19 protein-coding genes, 1 tRNA gene and 1 other annotated feature are annotated in these 16,562 nt (G+C 41.7%); of the genes, 1 reads left to right on the forward strand and 19 read right to left on the reverse strand.

All coding sequences use genetic code 11. The annotated features are described in order from the left end of the window. Positions 1–160: 160 nt before the first annotated feature. The 15 genes from ABIE66_RS19470 to ABIE66_RS19540 form a co-directional block, all read right to left on the reverse strand. Positions 161–1,195 (reverse strand): tetratricopeptide repeat protein, encoded by a 1,035-nt coding sequence (locus ABIE66_RS19470; protein ID WP_370015988.1) that lies wholly within the window; start codon positions 1,193–1,195, stop codon positions 161–163. Between the two features lie 176 nt (positions 1,196–1,371). After that, positions 1,372–1,971 (reverse strand): 3-isopropylmalate dehydratase small subunit, encoded by a 600-nt coding sequence (gene leuD / locus ABIE66_RS19475; protein WP_289325936.1) that lies wholly within the window; start codon positions 1,969–1,971, stop codon positions 1,372–1,374. Between the two features lie 27 nt (positions 1,972–1,998). Continuing rightward, positions 1,999–3,408 carry a 3-isopropylmalate dehydratase large subunit gene (gene leuC, locus ABIE66_RS19480; RefSeq protein WP_370015989.1) on the reverse strand — a complete coding sequence of 470 codons (1,410 nt, stop codon included), beginning with the start codon at positions 3,406–3,408 and terminating at the stop codon, positions 1,999–2,001. Between the two features lie 70 nt (positions 3,409–3,478). Beyond that, positions 3,479–4,591 carry a 3-isopropylmalate dehydrogenase gene (gene leuB, locus ABIE66_RS19485; RefSeq protein ID WP_370015990.1) on the reverse strand — a complete coding sequence of 371 codons (1,113 nt, stop codon included), beginning with the start codon at positions 4,589–4,591 and terminating at the stop codon, positions 3,479–3,481. 15 nt (positions 4,592–4,606) lie between these two features. Then, positions 4,607–6,142, reverse strand: a complete 1,536-nt coding sequence (locus tag ABIE66_RS19490) for a 2-isopropylmalate synthase (RefSeq protein WP_289315454.1) — start codon at positions 6,140–6,142, stop codon at positions 4,607–4,609. Then, positions 6,129–7,157: a ketol-acid reductoisomerase gene (gene ilvC / locus ABIE66_RS19495; RefSeq protein ID WP_063575544.1), complete on the reverse strand. Its 1,029-nt coding sequence runs from the start codon at positions 7,155–7,157 to the stop codon at positions 6,129–6,131. Before ilvC ends, ABIE66_RS19490 begins: the two co-directional genes overlap by 14 nt. 67 nt (positions 7,158–7,224) lie before the next feature. Further along, positions 7,225–7,737: an acetolactate synthase small subunit gene (gene ilvN, locus ABIE66_RS19500; RefSeq protein ID WP_289325939.1), complete on the reverse strand. Its 513-nt coding sequence runs from the start codon at positions 7,735–7,737 to the stop codon at positions 7,225–7,227. 3 nt (positions 7,738–7,740) lie between these two features. After that, positions 7,741–9,456: an acetolactate synthase large subunit gene (gene ilvB, locus ABIE66_RS19505; protein ID WP_289325940.1), complete on the reverse strand. Its 1,716-nt coding sequence runs from the start codon at positions 9,454–9,456 to the stop codon at positions 7,741–7,743. A 115-nt stretch (positions 9,457–9,571) separates the two neighbouring features. Continuing rightward, positions 9,572–9,830 (reverse strand) — a binding site (T-box leader). Between the two features lie 343 nt (positions 9,831–10,173). Continuing rightward, positions 10,174–10,674, reverse strand: a complete 501-nt coding sequence (locus ABIE66_RS19510) for a M15 family metallopeptidase (RefSeq protein ID WP_370015991.1) — start codon at positions 10,672–10,674, stop codon at positions 10,174–10,176. Between the two features lie 190 nt (positions 10,675–10,864). Next, positions 10,865–11,140: a GNAT family N-acetyltransferase gene (locus ABIE66_RS19515; protein ID WP_289315450.1), complete on the reverse strand. Its 276-nt coding sequence runs from the start codon at positions 11,138–11,140 to the stop codon at positions 10,865–10,867. Positions 11,141–11,583: 443 nt separating this feature from the next. Next, positions 11,584–11,943, reverse strand: coding sequence for a YidH family protein (locus ABIE66_RS19520; RefSeq protein ID WP_289315449.1), 360 nt, complete (start codon positions 11,941–11,943; stop codon positions 11,584–11,586). 63 nt (positions 11,944–12,006) lie between these two features. Beyond that, on the reverse strand, positions 12,007–12,180 hold the full coding sequence (locus ABIE66_RS19525; RefSeq protein ID WP_370015992.1) for a hypothetical protein: 174 nt from the start codon (positions 12,178–12,180) through the stop codon (positions 12,007–12,009). Between the two features lie 182 nt (positions 12,181–12,362). Beyond that, entirely contained in the window at positions 12,363–12,641 is a 279-nt protein-coding gene (locus ABIE66_RS19530) for a 2TM domain-containing protein (protein ID WP_289325943.1), read from the reverse strand. A gap of 151 nt (positions 12,642–12,792) precedes the next feature. Further along, entirely contained in the window at positions 12,793–13,149 is a 357-nt protein-coding gene (locus ABIE66_RS19535) for a GIY-YIG nuclease family protein (RefSeq protein WP_370015993.1), read from the reverse strand. An 18-nt stretch (positions 13,150–13,167) separates the two neighbouring features. Next, complete coding sequence (locus tag ABIE66_RS19540) at positions 13,168–13,923, reverse strand: DUF2087 domain-containing protein (protein ID WP_289325945.1); 756 nt, start codon at positions 13,921–13,923, stop codon at positions 13,168–13,170. A gap of 308 nt (positions 13,924–14,231) precedes the next feature. Here ABIE66_RS19540 and ABIE66_RS19545 point away from each other — a divergent pair, with 308 nt between their 5' ends. Further along, positions 14,232–14,492 carry a hypothetical protein gene (locus tag ABIE66_RS19545; protein WP_370015994.1) on the forward strand — a complete coding sequence of 87 codons (261 nt, stop codon included), beginning with the start codon at positions 14,232–14,234 and terminating at the stop codon, positions 14,490–14,492. Between the two features lie 92 nt (positions 14,493–14,584). On the opposite strand, the gene ABIE66_RS19550 is transcribed toward ABIE66_RS19545, so the two are convergent. The 4 genes from ABIE66_RS19550 to ABIE66_RS19565 all read right to left on the reverse strand — a co-directional run bounded on the left by ABIE66_RS19550 (position 14,585) and on the right by ABIE66_RS19565 (position 16,379). Further along, a complete protein-coding gene (locus ABIE66_RS19550; protein WP_289325947.1) occupies positions 14,585–14,785 on the reverse strand; it encodes a hypothetical protein in 201 nt (66 codons plus the stop codon). Between the two features lie 220 nt (positions 14,786–15,005). Next, positions 15,006–15,079: transfer RNA gene (locus ABIE66_RS19555), tRNA-Arg, on the reverse strand. Positions 15,080–15,252: 173 nt separating this feature from the next. Further along, entirely contained in the window at positions 15,253–15,765 is a 513-nt protein-coding gene (locus ABIE66_RS19560; protein WP_289325948.1) for a metallophosphoesterase family protein, read from the reverse strand. A gap of 2 nt (positions 15,766–15,767) precedes the next feature. Further along, positions 15,768–16,379: an XTP/dITP diphosphatase gene (locus tag ABIE66_RS19565; RefSeq protein ID WP_370015995.1), complete on the reverse strand. Its 612-nt coding sequence runs from the start codon at positions 16,377–16,379 to the stop codon at positions 15,768–15,770. Positions 16,380–16,562: the final 183 nt, after the last annotated feature.

Genomic DNA, 16,562 nt, shown 5'->3' on the forward strand with positions numbered 1-16,562 from the left:
CTTCAATAATAAGCATTGGATGAATATGCTTTGCAAGTGTTAACAAGTCATCCTTCAAATATACCCAAAAAAAATATTGGGAAATCGTCAAAACTCGACGATTTATACATTACAACCACTACATTATACCACAGGTTTAATCTGTTACAACAGCAATAGCTTAAATAATGGGATAAGAAATTTCCTCAATTTCTTTTAAATAGGATAGAATATCCGCAACTGTTTCTTCATCAGCCAGATAAAGGTCCGCTAAGTCCCTCCCGAAAACTTCCCCAGTCATGTATTCCTCCGCTAATGCATGGTAGGCAGCTGCCCAAGCCGGCAAGCTTTCAGGTCCGGGTTCAAAAGGATATAACAGAAAGGAATGACGTTCGATTAAACTATGGACCATTTCAAATAAGCTCGGGTTTTCCTGACTGATTTCCTCTTCTGTCAGGCCGGTTACCGTCTTATAGAAGTCCGTCTCCTTCAAACTTTTCAATTCCCTTGGTATGACCGACTTCGATTGATTGAATTTCCTTAGTGTCACTTCCTCGGCATATTCCTGGTCGATAAGGATGTTAAGGAGCATCGTTTTAAAGAAAGGGTGTCCCTCGTCTCTTTGTAGAAATTGTTCGATTTGCGGGATAAATGGTCGAATGTTGATATTCGTGAGTTTTGAAATGACCAAGAACATTTCATTATCCGTTTTCCCTTCAAAGAGATCATCCTCTTGCAATTCTTCTGCAAGCTGCTGATTTTGCCTTTCCTTTTCCTCTTTTTTATCCTCAAGGGCCCTTTGGCTGAACTGAAGCATCTTTTCAAAATGTTCCTCTTTATCAAAGGGAATTTGGCTCTCTTCAAATAGCAGTTCGATCGTCGTGACCATTTCCTGATGCTCGCCCAATTGCAGCAGGACCATCAAATAGATATTGATAAGTTGAAAATAGTCGCCGATGCCTTTATTCAGCATCTCTATACATAACTCTTTTGACTCCTCATAGTGCTCAAGTTCGACTAGAGAGACCACTAGCCCCATGCAAACCTCATCATTTTCGGGCTCATATTCCCTGGCTTGGCTGAAAAGCTGTGCAGCTACTTTAAAGTTTCTGTTTCCAAGCTCATCCAGCCCTTTTACAATCAGCCTTTCACCGAGATTTGGAAAGGCGATAATCTTGGTTTCTCCAGCCTTCTTTTGGTTGTTCTCATTATCCATCCTATTTTCCGCCTCACCGTTCGCTTTTTGAAAAACAGTTTAGCATGTAATAGCAGGAAACACAAAATTTTATATGGGAGAATAAACGCCTTTTCCGTCCATTTCAAGCTTTCCCATAAAAAAATCCCGTCCTCCTTTCAAATATGAAAGGAGGACGGGAAAATGACCATCTTCAATTAAATGCTCGATACAACCTTTTTTTGTGATTCATAGGCGGAAATCTCTTTATCATATTGAAGGGTTATGGAAATTTCATCCCAGCCTTTAATGAGCATTTCCTTCCAATATGGATGAATTTCAAAACTTGTTTCAAACCCTTGACCATCTTTCAATGTCTGATTGGGAAGGTCAATCGTCAACTCATAGTCAGGTGCCGCCACTCTCTCCATTAAATACTTCACTTCAGCTTGGGTTAAAGCAATGGGGACCATGCCATTCTTCATGCAATTACTTTTAAAGATATCAGCATAGGACGGTGCGATGATGATATCGAATCCATAGTCTTTCAAGGACCATGGGGCATGCTCACGCGAAGAACCGCAGCCGAAATTTTCACCGGCTATTAAAATGGACGCGTTTTGATTATGGGGCTGATTCAATTCAAACTCAGGACGTTCTTTTCCATTTTCATCAAAACGCCAGTTATAGAATAAAAATTCACCAAATCCACTTCGCTCAATTCGTTTTAAAAATTGCTTTGGAATGATTTGGTCCGTATCCACGTTTTTACGGTCAAGTACCGCCGCTCTTCCTTTATATATAGTAATGGGTTCCATCCTCTGCACCTCCGGTTAATTCTATTCTTAATGGACTTGTTCAGTCGTTTTCAAATTCCTAATATCGACAAATTTCCCATGAATGGCGGCCGCGGCAGCCATTGCCGGACTAACTAGATGTGTCCTGGCACCAGCTCCTTGCCTTCCTTCAAAGTTCCGATTACTGGTGGAGGCACAATGCTCACCGGCTGGAACCACATCAGGGTTCATGCTCAAGCACATGCTGCAACCTGATTCGCGCCATTCAAAGCCCGCAGATTTGAAGATCTCATCCAACCCTTCATCTTCCGCTTGCCTTTTAACACTCTGTGAACCGGGAACGACCATCGCCCGAACTCCTTTTTGAACAGTCTGGCCTTCGATCATTTCTGCAGCCTGCCGTAAGTCCTCAATGCGTGAATTGGTACACGATCCTATGAATACATGCTGAACGGGAATATCCGTAATCGGCATGCCTTCCTCAAGACCCATATACTCAAGTGCACGATTCAGTTCCTTTGGATCCATGATATCTTCCGCGAAGGTAGGTACTTTACCGTCCACTCCGCTAGCCATTCCAGGATTTGTACCCCAGCTGACCATTGGCGAAATCAGGCTGCCATCAAGAATGATTTCCTGGTCGTATACAGCATCCTCATCACTGGAAAGTGACTTCCAGTCCTGTACACATTGCTCGAACTCTTCTCCTTTTGGCAAATACTTACGGCCTTTCAAATAAGAGAAAGTCGTTTCATCGGGAGCTACCAGCCCCGCTCTTGCCCCGCCTTCGATCGACATATTGCACACCGTCATTCTCTCTTCCATCGACATATCCCGGAAAACTTCCCCACAATACTCAATGATGTGTCCCGTACCGAAATCGACGCCGAATTTAGAAATCACATATAAAATGACATCTTTCGCCATCACTCCGTGACCAAGCTTGCCATTAACCTCAAGCTTTAATGTTTTGGGTTTTGTTTGCCATAGGGTTTGTGTGGCTAAAACATGCTCAACCTCACTCGTCCCGATTCCAAACGCAATCGATCCAAACGCACCATGTGTGGAAGTATGACTGTCACCGCAGACAATCGTCATCCCTGGCTGTGTAAGACCCAATTCCGGTCCGATAACGTGAACGATCCCTTGTTCCGGGCTGTCTAAATCAGCAAGGCGGATACCGAACTCCTTACAGTTTTGGTCAAGTGCCTCTAATTGTTTCCTTGCAATATCATCCTCGATGAAATAACGATTAACGGTTGGCACATTATGATCCATTGTCGCAAAAGTACGGTCGGGTCTCCTGACTGCACGTCCTTTTAATCTTAATCCTTCAAATGCTTGCGGAGAGGTCACTTCATGAATATATTGAAGGTCAATATAAATTAAATCCGGTTTATTTTCCTCTTCATTTACAATATGGCGATCCCATATTTTCTCTATTATCGACTTTCCCATCTTTATCCCACCTCGATCAATCTTGTATTTTTTTAAAAAACACGGCCTAATGTTAGGCCGTGAAAGAAGTTTATGCGTAAGCTCCCATGATGTTGGAAATGGCTTCCTGGTCTAAAAGATTTGCTTTTATTTCTGCAATCATCTCTGAAGTAGACGTAATATTCGATTGGCCATTTGCGATATCGCCTGTTCTCAAACCATAATCAAGGACCGCTTCCACTGCCTGCTCAACTGCATGTGCCTCATCTTCCAGGCCAAAGGATAAACGCAGCATGGACGCCGCTGATAAAATGGTCCCGATTGGGTTAGCTAAGTTTTTGCCCGCGATATCCGGAGCTGAGCCATGAATCGGTTCATATAGGTTAGGCCCTTTTGTTGATATAGAGGCAGATGGTAGCATTCCAAGCGAACCAGTCAACACGGATGCTTCATCGCTTAAAATATCACCGAACATATTCTCCGTCACGATAATATCAAATTGTTTCGGGTTTTTGATCAGTTGCATGGCTGCATTATCCACAAGCATGTGTTCAAGTGTTACATCCGGATAGTCCTTGGCGATTTCTTCAGCCGTTTCACGCCACATCCTGCTGGATTCAAGAACATTCGCTTTATCCACGGATGTTACTTTTTTCTTGCGATCCGATGCTAATGCAAAAGCAAGTTCAATAATGCGCTTCATTTCGCTTTTCTGATAGAAAAGAGTATCGACAACCGCCTCTTTCCCCTCTTTTTCAACGCGTTCACTTGGCTTTCCGAAATAAAGGCCTCCAGTTAGTTCCCTGACAATCACGAAATCCACATCTTCAATGAATTCCTTTTTAAGAGGAGAAGATTCCGACAAGCTGGAATAGTAGCTGATTGGACGGATGTTAGCATAAAGATTCAAATCTTTTCGGATTTTCAACAAACCTCGTTCCGGTCTTAGGTGCGCAGGCTGGGCATCCCACTTAGGTCCTCCAACGGCCCCTAATAATACCGCATCGCTGTTTTTACAAATCTCCACTGTTTCATCCGGCAGGGGCGAACCCGTGTTATCGATGGCCCCGCCGCCAATCTCACCATATTGAAATTCAAAATCGTGTCCATATCTTTGGGCAACGGCTTCGAGGATTTCTACAGCGCCTCTTGTTACTTCTCTCCCGATGCCATCTCCTTGAAGCACCGCAATATTCCTTTTCATCGAAATCTCCCCTTCCTATTGTAATACTGCTTTTTCTTCCAATTCCTTCATGATGATCACTCGGTTCACAGCGTTCAAATACGCTTTTGCGGATGCTTCCAAGACGTCCTGATCCAGACCGCGGCCGCTTGTTTCCACACCATTAAAATCAATTTTCACAAAAACTTGGGCAAGTGCATCCATTCCGCCACCTACCGATTGAATCCGATAGTCCAGCAAGTTGATTTCGCTGCCTAAACATCTTTCAAGCGTGTTATAAAGGGCTTCAACACTTCCTGCACCTGTTGCCGCTTCCTGAATCTCTTCATTATCGCCTTTTTTCAGTGTAACCGTCGCTGTTGCCGTCTGATGTGTACCGTGGGAAATCTGTAAGGAAATCAGGTCATAGAAACTGATATCCGTCGCTTTCTCTTCAAGCACAAGTGCCACGATATCCTCATCCGTCATGGTCTTTTTATTATCGGCCAATTCCTTGAATTGAACGAATAATGAGTTCATTTCCTCATCCGTAACCGAAAAATTTAACTCTTGTAATCTTTCTTTGAAAGCATGGCGTCCTGAATGCTTCCCTAAAACAAGTGAATTGGACGAAACTCCGACGAGTTCAGGTGAAATGATTTCGTATGTCGTTTTTTCTTTTAACATGCCATCTTGGTGAATGCCAGATTCATGTGCATATGCATTGGCACCAATTATGGCTTTATTAGCAGGAACTTGCATTCCGGTAAGTCGGCTGACCAAATCACTGGTTCTTTTAATTTCATTCAATACAAGGCCCGTTTCCGCTTGATAGAAATCTTTACGGATGTAGAGTGCCATAGCCACTTCTTCAAGTGCCACATTTCCGGCACGTTCACCAATGCCATTGATTGTACCTTCGACTTGTGTAGCCCCGCCTTCGATAGCGGCCAATGAATTGGCGGTTGCCATACCAAGATCGTCATGGCAGTGTGCAGATAAGCTAACCTTATCAATAGAAGGAACATGTTCACGAAGGTACCGGAAAATGTTTCCGTATTCGATTGGAGCTGCATATCCTACAGTATCTGGAATATTAATGACCTTGGCACCAGCTTGAATGACCGCTTCAACGATTTCAGCCAAATAGTCAAGTTCTGTACGACTGGCATCTTCTGCAGACCATTGTACGATCGGGAAACGTGCTGCCCCGTACTTAACCATCTCAACGGACTTTTCAATCACTTGCTGTTTCGACATTTTCAACTTATATTCACGATGAATGGGCGAAGTGGCGATGAACGTATGCAACCTTGGTTCTGCACCGATCCTCAATGAATCCCAAGCTGCATCAATATCTCCTTTTACAGCACGCGCCAGCCCCGTAACAGAGCTGTTTTTAATTTTGCGCGCGATTTCCTGTACGGAGTTAAAATCCCCTTTGGATGCTGCCGGAAAACCGGCTTCGATAATATCAACACCCAATCTTTCAAGCTGATAAGCAATTTCAAGCTTTTCGGTAAAATTTAAATTTACACCGGCGGATTGCTCCCCATCTCGAAGTGTGGTTTCAAATATATTAATTTTTCGCAACGGCTACCACTTCTTTCTCTTTTTGTTGAGGTTTTACGAATGGCATCATTTTTCTTAATTCACGACCCACCACTTCGATTTGATGTTGGTTTTCACGATTATTGATAGCATTGAAGACTGGACGGTTCGCTTGGTTTTCCAAAATCCATCCTTTAGCGAACTCTCCGTCTTGGATGTCTTTCAAGATTGCTTTCATGGCCTCTTTCGTAGTTTCCGTCACAACGCGTGGTCCAGAAACGAAATCTCCCCATTGAGCTGTGTCAGAAATGGAATAGCGCATGTTTTCCATACCGCCTTCATACATAAGGTCGATGATTAATTTAAGTTCATGTAAACACTCGAAATATGCTACTTCCGGTTGATATCCAGCTTCTGTCAAGGTTTCGAATCCAGCTTTCACAAGGGCAGTCAATCCGCCGCAAAGTACGGCTTGCTCTCCAAATAGATCCGTTTCCGTTTCTTCCTGGAAAGTAGTTTCCAAACCGCCAGCTCTTAAAGATCCGATCCCCCGAGCGTACGCAAGTGCCAATTCTCTTGCTTCCCCCGTAACATTTTGATAGATGGCAAACAATGCCGGCACTCCTGCACCTTGTTCATATGTACGGCGAACAAGATGTCCTGGACCTTTTGGAGCAACTAATAAAACATCTACGTCTGCCGGAGGAACGATTTGATTGAAATGGACATTGAATCCGTGTGCGAACATTAACGCTTGACCAGCACGCAAGACCGGTTTGATTTCTTCTTGATATACCTTCGGCTGAGTTTCATCCGGTAAAAGGTTCATGATTACATCTGCTTGTTCAGCTGCTTCTTTAACTGTGTAAACATTGAACCCGTCTTCCACGGCTTTATCGAAGGATTTACCTTTCCTGATTCCGATGATTACTTCTACACCGCTGTCACGCAGGTTTTGTGCGTGTGCGTGTCCTTGTGAACCATATCCGATTACCGCTACCTTTTTATTGTTGAAAAAATTCTCGTTTGCCTCTGCGTTATAATATACTTTTGCCATAATAATTACATCTCCCTTTTCTTTTCATTGTTTTTTGTTTTTTGTTTTTTGTTTTTTAGTTTTTTGTTTATACGATTGTCGCGCTCTTAGCGTGTGCTATTTGCATTCCACGCGGGATGGCGGCAGTCCCTGTCCTTGCCAATTCCTTAATGCCATATGGCTTGATCAGTTCAATGAAGGCTTCGATTTTATCCGATTCCCCTGTGATTTGAACTGTCAGGCTATCTTTACTGACATCAATAACTGATGCTCGGAAGGGTTCGATGACTGAATAAATCTCGGCTCGGGTCTGTGTAGTCACCAATATTTTAATGAGTGCAAGTTCCCTCGCCACAATCGATTGATTCGTAATATCATTTACTTTCAATACATCGATCTGCTTATTCAATTGCTTGGTGATCTGTTCCACGACAGCTTCGTCATCAACATCGACCACAAAGGTCATCCTTGAAATGCCGGCCTGCTCGGAGGGCCCGACAGCCATGCTTTCAATGTTATAATTTCTTTTCGTGAACAGGTTCGTAATCCGATTCAGGACGCCTGGACGGTTGTTCACGGTGAGGCTAAGAATTCCCTTCATTGATTAAACTCCTTCCATTTCATCAAGCCCTTTTCCTTGTGCTACCATCGGAAAGACATTTTCATTTTGCTTTACCCGGAAATCGATCAACACGGGACCATCAGTTTTTAACGCTACATCCAAGCAGTTGCTTGCTTCTTCCTCTGTCGTCACTTTGTATCCTGGAATTCCATACGCATCGGCCAATTTCACGAAATCCGGATGCGATTGAAAAATACTGTGTGAGAAACGTTTATCATGAAAGAGTTCCTGCCACTGCCTTACCATCCCGAGTGCCCCATTATTGACGATGATGATTTTGATTGGCAGATTCAATTCGGCTATGACCGAAAGTTCTTGGAGGCACATCTGGAATCCTCCATCTCCCGATATCGAAAGCACCGTCGCTTTCGGATTCGCCAGTTGCGCTCCGAGAGCCGAAGGTAAGCCAAAGCCCATCGTCCCCAGTCCACCGGAAGTGACCCATGAATTCGGTTTGTTAAACGGATAGTATTGTGCTGCCCACATTTGATGCTGTCCAACATCCGTCGTAACAATGGCCTCCCCATTCGTTTTTTCATGAAGCATTTGGATGACCCGCTGAGGTTTCAGGACGCCTTCTTCATGTGTATAACGCAATGGGAATTCTTCATTCCATGCAGCCAGCTGTGTGGTCCATTCATCAATTTCCGGCTTCTTGCCATTTTGTGCAATCAAGTCCGTCAATGCTTCCTTAGCACTTCCGACGACTGGAATTTTCGTCGGTACATTTTTACCTATTTCTGCTGGATCAATATCGATATGGGCCACCGTTGCATGCTGTGCGAACTTCGCTAGATTCCCAGTCAATCGATCATCGAACCTGGCACCGATATTGATTAATAGATCACATTTCGATAACGCCATGTTTCCTGCAAAACAGCCATGCATGCCACCCATTCCGATAAAGAGAGGATGTTCCGCCGGAAAACCTCCAAGACCCAATAAAGTGTGGACGACTGGAATGCCTTGCTGCTCAACATAGTCCTTTAATAGATTGGACGCCTTTGCATGCAGGACACCTGCCCCTGCAAGAATGACCGGTCTTTTCGCTCCACTTACGGCTTCAACAAGCTTTCTGATCTGCAAGTAATTAGGCTTGGTCGTCGGCTGATAACCAGGGAGATCCATTTCCGGTTCCACATCCGTCGATACACCTTCTAAAATGGCCATATCTTTAGGTATATCGATTAATACTGGACCGGGCCGGCCGCTTGAAGCGATATAAAAAGCTTCTTTTATAATGCGCGGGAGGTCTTCCGGCTTTCTCACCTGATAGTTATGTTTTGTAATCGGTGTAGTAATCCCCAGTACATCAGCTTCCTGGAAAGCATCTGTACCAATTACACTGGTAGCTACCTGACCCGAAATTACCACAAGCGGCAAAGAGTCGATCATTGCATCGGCCAAACCGGTCACAATGTTCGTCGCCCCTGGTCCGGAAGTGACTATGACAACCCCCGGCTTGCCGGTAATTCTGGCGTATCCTTCCGCTGCATGGATCGCACCTTGTTCGTGTCTTGTCAAAATATGAAAAAGCTCTGAACTATAAAGCTTGTCATAAATCGGCAATACGGAACCACCTGGATAACCAAAGATGACTTCAACATTTTCCTTTTTCAATGCATCCATCAGAAATTCGGCACCACTATAATGTGTCTTTCCACTTTTCCGATCAGCTACCACTGATTTTTGTGTCATTTCGTAAAGACCTCCTTCGCTTTTCTTCTAAGTATTTTCCCAAGATTCAGAATTTTCAGCTTTTTGCGCATACAAAAAAGCCTTTTCACCCCAAATGTACTTGCACTTAGCAAGTTAAAGGGGTGAAAAGGCTTGATGAGCCACTCCACGGTACCACCCTTTTTCGCATGAAACTCCATGCGCACTTTGAATAGTTTACACTATTCTCTGTTTTGGTAACGGGTACTGGTACGCACCCGTTCAGCCCTACTAGTCTGACGTTCAAGCTGAAACTCCAAGGTGAGTTCATCTTTCGGGACAATACCGGTTCTCAGCAACCCGGCTCTCTGTAAATGACTTTTAAAAAGACTACTTATCCTCTTCAATGCTTTTCGCATTATTCTATTTTTCGTATCGCTTATGTTTGATGTCTTGTATTTGTGATTATCTTACGCGTATTTCCGGTAGTAGTCAACAGGTTTTTGAGAATTTTTTGATAATTCTAAATTGAAAGATTTGTTGTATACGCTTACATACCTATCATTACCACATTCTATAAAATAAAGTTATTTCAATTTTTAATTTTTAAAACGTTAGGTACATCATTTATTTTTTATAACTTATTATTGGAACTCCACTGACGTATCCATCCATGTATTACCCATACCATTCAAGTCACTTGTAATGTTTTCACCATGTGGAAACATTCATTTTTCCTTTCAGCTTCATTTCCCACTGTCAATCTCCTTTGTGACAAGGGTTTGGAAACGTAACTTTTGATACAAGATTCGGCCTCAATCCCTTTTGAAGATCTCTCGTGGACAAACCTCCCGACATTCCAAGATGCGGAAAATCCCGGAACAATTCAAAATCCCCACCCCAAACAAAGCCCAGGGATTTCGCTATGGCTGCCACCCTTGTCCACTTTTCGTCCTCTGTCCACAATGCCCGCTTGCCGTCATCACTGACAATGACAAAATCTACAGCAAGTCCATAGTTGTGCAAGGATTGGCCCGTTCTCGCATAAGTCACGATTGGTTTTGATTTGTTCGTTCTGCCTTGTTCATACAATTCTTTTTGTTCCAAGAAACTTCGATAACCAGCCGTGATTTGAACAAATATCCCCACTTCATAAGCCAATTTAACCACTTCAAGTATCGCTTCGTTCACGACCGGGTTCATACCGCTTCCCATATTTTCCTTTGCGCGATTCAATAGGGTTTGTAATTTGATAGCCATCCTGGCACCTCCCCTATATTTAATGCGAAAAATGTCCTAGACGGAAAGGCGCTTTATATATTATTAAACTGGAAGAACTTGAAGGGGGCTGATTGATGAAAAAATCCTTATTCATTTACACCCCCTGCCTGAATGCAAAAGGGCCGAACACAGGTGAAATATATCATCCCCCTGTGTCCAGCCCTCTGGTTCATTTAGCCAAAACATCCTCATATTCAGCATTTTTTTCAAACTGTTTTTGAACGAACGAACATACCGGAACAATTTTCAGTTTTTCCTCACGTGCGAATCCTATTACCTTTTCAACAAGGGCATTTCCTACCTTTTGTCCGCGAAGCTTGTCAGAAACTACGGTATGATCGACCGTGATTACATCATCACCTGATTTAAAGAATGTGATTTCCGCTAGCTTCTCGCCAGATTCTTCGACAAAAAAAGAACTTTCACCTTTTTTGATATCCACCATCTTGTTGACCTCCTTTTAGTTTCCTTTATCATATCTCACAAAATGGAAATTAAACAAATATTTAAAACGTGATCAAAATTCATTGGAGTGAAAGCAAGCATTGTTGATGTGAAGTTTATTTACAAATAAAAAACGGCTAATAAACAATATTTTCAGGAAGGCATAAGACATGATAAGGAAATCTTGATCGATTATTCCTGACCGATGATATATCATTCCTGAAAACCCTAGGTTTCACTAAGGCTGAGGTGTACGATACTGCATGATTTTTATTACAAGTTTTTTTATTACTCCTTCATGACCATAATGAAATTCAGAGTATGTCATGCTTCTGTTTTTTGATTGCATTTTAATTAATGGAAGAAATCTTACCGTAATGACGTAAGAATAAGTATATTATAGTAGAAACTAAAAAACTGACCTATTTAGGATAGGACAGTTTTTTAAACTTTTATGAAAACAAAATATAAAATGATCATCAATAACAATATGACCATAAAAACAGCGATAAGAATTACGTGTGCACTCGAGGGCCGGAACGTCCCTTCAATGATTTGTTGCTTCTTCTGCAGATACCCGAACGTCGCCAGTACTGTAATCACAAGGCCCAAAGCACATGTAAACATCCCCAGTACGATACTGATTAAGTCAATCCGGGCATCCCGATGCACACCTATCGTAAAATGCAGGCTCGTCGTGAGAAAACCAACCCCCACTATCGCAATCACCGTTCTTATCCACGCTAAAAAGGTGCGTTCATTAGCCAGATGCTGCTGGGCATATTTCAATTGGTTTTTCTCCATGTCATCACCCTAATTGAACGTTTTTGATCAATCATTTATGTAACTAAAAGACTCTTTAATCAGTCATCTCTTAAGAAGCGAAAAGGCCCTGATCATAGACCCGACAAACATTAGCCCTGCACCGCCAAGCAAAAAATATATACATAGTGTTTTATCAATGACATTCAGAGGATAAAGCAAGGCACCCAGTGCAATGATTGCCCCTATCCCCGTTATGGCCCATCCTATTTTTTTCATTAGCAACTCCTATTATTAATTATTTAGTGAAGGTCCTTCACAGGTTCCCCCTCTGTTTTACAAACAGGTCCCGCATTACTAGCTTAAACCATTTAAAAACTAACAACAAGTGAGATCCTTTAATTATCTTTCCACATAAAAAAAGAGCCATAAATGACTCCCGGTTTTGAAAATATCCAAATTCAGCCGTTCTTTTTATCCTTTTCCATGTATTCTTTTATCTTTCTTTCTTCCCACTCAGACCCGAAGTTTCCATCTGCAAAGGTAGTAATGCCGTGTATCAGAACTCCAATCCCCCACCCTCCAAGGGGATAAAGGAACCACCAATAACCAGAATCAGTTAATAGGTTAATGGCAAAAAGCATTACATTCACCAATACATACACCGTTAAATGGATGTAGAATGCCTTAAGGTTTTCCACCCTTTTTTTCGCCCTTAGATATCCATTTTCATTTTCCATCCCAGCACCTCCTAAGCGAAACACTTGAATATATTACCATCTTATTCAATAATACCTCATTTATCCCATTCCCATAAAGGGATGAGATGCGCAAACGCTAAATCGAGAGCTGGAATTACGGAAGAATTTCAAAAGATTAACTTCAAAAAAGTCAGTTGGATTTCATTCTATTGTATCCCCGTTCTTCATATGGCTGTATTTTTTCGACCCACAAATCTTCAAGTTTTTTCAATTCCCGTTTTGCATCGAAAAATCCTGTTTCTTTCGGCTTCATTACCTCCAGTACTTCAAAAGAAAAAGCCTCTTTCCCATATTGATTCCACTCATCCTGGAGAACTTTATTGGTGTTTGTTCCCACTTCCAATTCAAATTGTTTACCCTTCAACGTCTTTAAATTTCTGGTGCTCCCGATAAAAACTTTATTATTTACCGTATTTCTTATTTGGTAAACACCCGCTTCAACTTTCGTTTCTTTATATAATTGCTTCAATTCTTTTTTACGATCCATCTTCCTTGCCTCCAGTCATCATTTCTTCAGCCAATATTGGCTCCCATCAGGCTTTCTATCCAAGAATCCATATTCTATTAAATATCTCCTCAAAAGAACATGATCATGATAAACGGCACCCAATATTTGATTGATTTCCTTTTCTTCGTATTTTCGCTCATTTTCAAAACGGTTCATAATTTCTTGGAGAATCATCAGCCTTTGTTTTTCCTTGGGCGGGAAAGACTTTAATGCATCCTTACTGCCTTTAGGGAAATACTTTTTCAGTACAGCCATCTTTTCATCCTCGGTAACGTTATAACGATCATCGACCATCCTTGCTTTTTGATGAAGGGGGATAAATGCCGGCGCATGTTCATCTTTATCTTTCAAAAGTTCCATCAGTGCTAAAAATAACTTAGCCTGACGCTCTTTCTCTTTTAACACAAAGCGATGGTTCCGAATTGTGGAAGGACTTCCAATTCCCATTTCCTCCTGAACCTCAGCATCATTCTTCCCTTGGTAAAAAAGGCGAAGGAGACGATTTTGGTGATCAGTAAGCCCTGTAAGTTTTTTATCGAGATCAATCAAGTATTCAAAAACGGAGCTGTGTGCATGTTCAATATGAATTCGCATATACCTCTCAGCTTCATAAAGAACCCCATCTTTCGGGTATACTATCCCCTTTTCAATTGCATTTCCGCATAGCAAACAAATATATTGATTCCCTTCTTCGCTATACCCTTGTTTAAGCTCATCCTGAGATGCACTCCAAAACATTTCAGCGTCCTTCATTAAACAAACACTTCCCCGTAAAGTTTATAATATAATAAACATATTATTAATTTGTTTGCTATATGTCAATGTTTTTTCTGATTTATTTATAATTTCACTAAAGTATTCAGGCCTTGTAAGCGAGGAGTCAGGGAATTGAGCTTTTACTGATTTCAACCAAGTTCAATGATCCCATGGCACTATGCCGATATAATCCATTGATTAACGAGTGTAATTTCCCATGTCGAAATAGAGCCTTCATTGTATAATTATCTACCCTCAATATTATGCTATATAAAAGCGCGAATAAGCTTAGAGGAGGATTATCATTGAAAGATAAACATGAAGGGATTGTCCCTTCAATCCATAACCCCGATTTACATAAGGCATTACATCATTTATCCGAACAATTCAAGGTATCACTGCCAGAATTACGGGATACAATTGAAATACTTATACAAAACCAATCAAGTGTGCAGCAACTTAGTGAAGAAGATGATAAAAGTTCACCCGTTGAAGAATTGAAGACGGCAATAATCAAAAACCGTGAAACTATTAAAAAGAATCTTCAAACATTAAATAGGACTTGATTAAAATAGAAAAAGGCATCCAATGTTGGATGCCTTTTTTCCATGGAGCATATGAAATTCGTAGTATAAGTCCTTCGTTAGCTCATTAAGTATTAGCTAGGCACAAACTTAAGTATTCCTTCCAGATAAACACTTTGATCTTTTCGTGTGCATTCCCTCAACTTGATTCTTCCTTCTTTTTCTAACTCTTTGGCTAATTGGACTACTTTAGTTCCATCTTCGGATATTTCGACTGAGAAGAAATTGCCCCGAGTGGAAGTTTGAATGAACTTGAACAATCTATCTTTATTCATTTAAACAACTCCTTATCCATAACAAGTTCGACATAAAAAGATCATCCACCTGCGATAAATATGAAATAAAAAACTTCTTTTCGTCAAAACGGAACATTAATGGTTCAAAGGATGCAAATCGAAAGGCATTCTTTCTATATTCATCCCATATTTTCGTTCACACTTAAAGCAAAAAGTAAAAAAGCCAAAACCTTAAAAGGTTTTGGCTTTTTCAAGTTAGTGTCCCAGGAGAGATTCGAACTCCCGACCGACGCCTTAGAAGGGCGTTGCTCTATCCAGCTGAGCTACTGAGACATTTATGATATAAGTTGCGGTAAAACTTATGTATTACCTTAACTGTTCCCTTAGGACACTTCTTATTATAGTAGGATATCAAAAGAAAGTCAACGGTTTTTCATAAAAAGTTTTTTTCTTTTTTTATGTACCAGGAAGCGGGGAAAAACGCTTCCTGTTCATTATACATGAATTCATTCCATTTGATAAGCATTTCTTAATTCTTCAACGATTTTTCCTTCAAGGTCATAATAGGTGATTTCAAGTTTGCCTGTTCCCATTTCCAAAATGGCATAGGTTTTCTCTTTTCGTCCACGCGGCTGGCGTATGCTTCCCGGGTTGATGAAGAGCTTGCCGTCAATCGATTCGGAACCTGCAGCGTGGGAGTGACCAAAGCAAATAATATCCGCTTCGGCCTCTTCACTTTTATAAGATAAATTCATCAGGGTCATCTTTATGTTATAGAGATGTCCATGCGTAATGAAGAAACGCTTGCCTGCGATGTTCTCCACAATGTCAGTCGGATATGCCGAATCATGATCACAATTCCCACGAACAGCTAAGAAATCCGCCATGTGAGGATCATTTCTTTCCAACTCTGAATCACCGCAATGGATCATGGCAGCAACTTCTTGTTTATGACGGTCGGTTATCATGCTTATTTCATGAGTTAAGCCATGACTGTCACTCATTATTAGCACTTTCATCGTCACATTCCTTCTTCCCTTTTTAGAAATAAATCAAGTTTTTCATCTAGGGCCCTCAATGCGTGGGCACGGTGGCTGATTTGGTTTTTTTCCTCTTTTGTCAATTCGGCGTTTGTTTTACCCTGTTCTTTAACAAAAAAGATTGGATCATAACCAAATCCATTCGTTCCTGAAGGCTGTTCTGTAATCAAGCCTTCCATCGTTCCCGAAACCGTAATCGTTTCCTGGTTGGGTGACGCGAGGGCCAAGGCGCAATAGAATCTCGCTGTCCTTTCCTCTTCCGGGACGCCTTCCAATTCCCCGAGGACTTTTTCCGTGTTCGCTTCATCACTCTTGGACTCTCCAGCATAGCGGGCAGAATATACGCCCGGACGGCCATCCAATGCATCTACAAGCAATCCGGAATCATCCGCAATGACAAAATGGCCTAGCTGATGGGCAATGGCCTCTGCTTTCAAGATTGCATTTTCTTCAAAGGTTGTACCTGTTTCCTCCACATCCGGTGCACCCGGTACATCGAGAAGCGTTTTGACTTCATATCCTTTAGCAGAGAACAAGCTTTCGAATTCCTTGGCTTTCCCTTTATTTTTCGTTGCAATGATTACTGTCTTCATTTTTTCATTTCACCCTTTTTTATTTTATCGGCATGTGAGCCCTTTTGGGGCTAAGCAAGAATTTGCTGTAACTCGTTATATGTAAAAGCCGCTTCTTCTCCAGTGCCAAACGGATGAATTCAGCGCTGCCTTTCATGATCAACAACGGCCGCTGAATTTTCCTGATAAGTTAAGTCTAACACA

The sequence above is a fragment of the Peribacillus sp. B2I2 genome, from assembly GCF_041261685.1.
Lineage (GTDB): Bacteria > Bacillota > Bacilli > Bacillales > DSM-1321 > Peribacillus.

What these genes read in the sequence shown, in the direction of transcription:
- ABIE66_RS19470 (WP_370015988.1), bottom strand. Translation starts at nt 1,195, where the DNA reads ATGGATAATGAGAACAACCAAAAGAAGGCTGGAGAAACCAAGATTATC.
- leuD (WP_289325936.1), bottom strand. Translation starts at nt 1,971, where the DNA reads ATGGAACCCATTACTATATATAAAGGAAGAGCGGCGGTACTTGACCGT.
- leuC (WP_370015989.1), bottom strand. Translation starts at nt 3,408, where the DNA reads ATGGGAAAGTCGATAATAGAGAAAATATGGGATCGCCATATTGTAAAT.
- leuB (WP_370015990.1), bottom strand. Translation starts at nt 4,591, where the DNA reads ATGAAAAGGAATATTGCGGTGCTTCAAGGAGATGGCATCGGGAGAGAA.
- ilvC (WP_063575544.1), bottom strand. Translation starts at nt 7,157, where the DNA reads ATGGCAAAAGTATATTATAACGCAGAGGCAAACGAGAATTTTTTCAAC.
- ilvN (WP_289325939.1), bottom strand. Translation starts at nt 7,737, where the DNA reads ATGAAGGGAATTCTTAGCCTCACCGTGAACAACCGTCCAGGCGTCCTG.
- ilvB (WP_289325940.1), bottom strand. Translation starts at nt 9,456, where the DNA reads ATGACACAAAAATCAGTGGTAGCTGATCGGAAAAGTGGAAAGACACAT.
- ABIE66_RS19510 (WP_370015991.1), bottom strand. Translation starts at nt 10,674, where the DNA reads ATGGCTATCAAATTACAAACCCTATTGAATCGCGCAAAGGAAAATATG.
- ABIE66_RS19515 (WP_289315450.1), bottom strand. Translation starts at nt 11,140, where the DNA reads ATGGTGGATATCAAAAAAGGTGAAAGTTCTTTTTTTGTCGAAGAATCT.
- ABIE66_RS19520 (WP_289315449.1), bottom strand. Translation starts at nt 11,943, where the DNA reads ATGGAGAAAAACCAATTGAAATATGCCCAGCAGCATCTGGCTAATGAA.
- ABIE66_RS19525 (WP_370015992.1), bottom strand. Translation starts at nt 12,180, where the DNA reads ATGAAAAAAATAGGATGGGCCATAACGGGGATAGGGGCAATCATTGCA.
- ABIE66_RS19530 (WP_289325943.1), bottom strand. Translation starts at nt 12,641, where the DNA reads ATGGAAAATGAAAATGGATATCTAAGGGCGAAAAAAAGGGTGGAAAAC.
- ABIE66_RS19535 (WP_370015993.1), bottom strand. Translation starts at nt 13,149, where the DNA reads ATGGATCGTAAAAAAGAATTGAAGCAATTATATAAAGAAACGAAAGTT.
- ABIE66_RS19540 (WP_289325945.1), bottom strand. Translation starts at nt 13,923, where the DNA reads ATGAAGGACGCTGAAATGTTTTGGAGTGCATCTCAGGATGAGCTTAAA.
- ABIE66_RS19550 (WP_289325947.1), bottom strand. Translation starts at nt 14,785, where the DNA reads ATGAATAAAGATAGATTGTTCAAGTTCATTCAAACTTCCACTCGGGGC.
- ABIE66_RS19560 (WP_289325948.1), bottom strand. Translation starts at nt 15,765, where the DNA reads ATGAAAGTGCTAATAATGAGTGACAGTCATGGCTTAACTCATGAAATA.
- ABIE66_RS19565 (WP_370015995.1), bottom strand. Translation starts at nt 16,379, where the DNA reads ATGAAGACAGTAATCATTGCAACGAAAAATAAAGGGAAAGCCAAGGAA.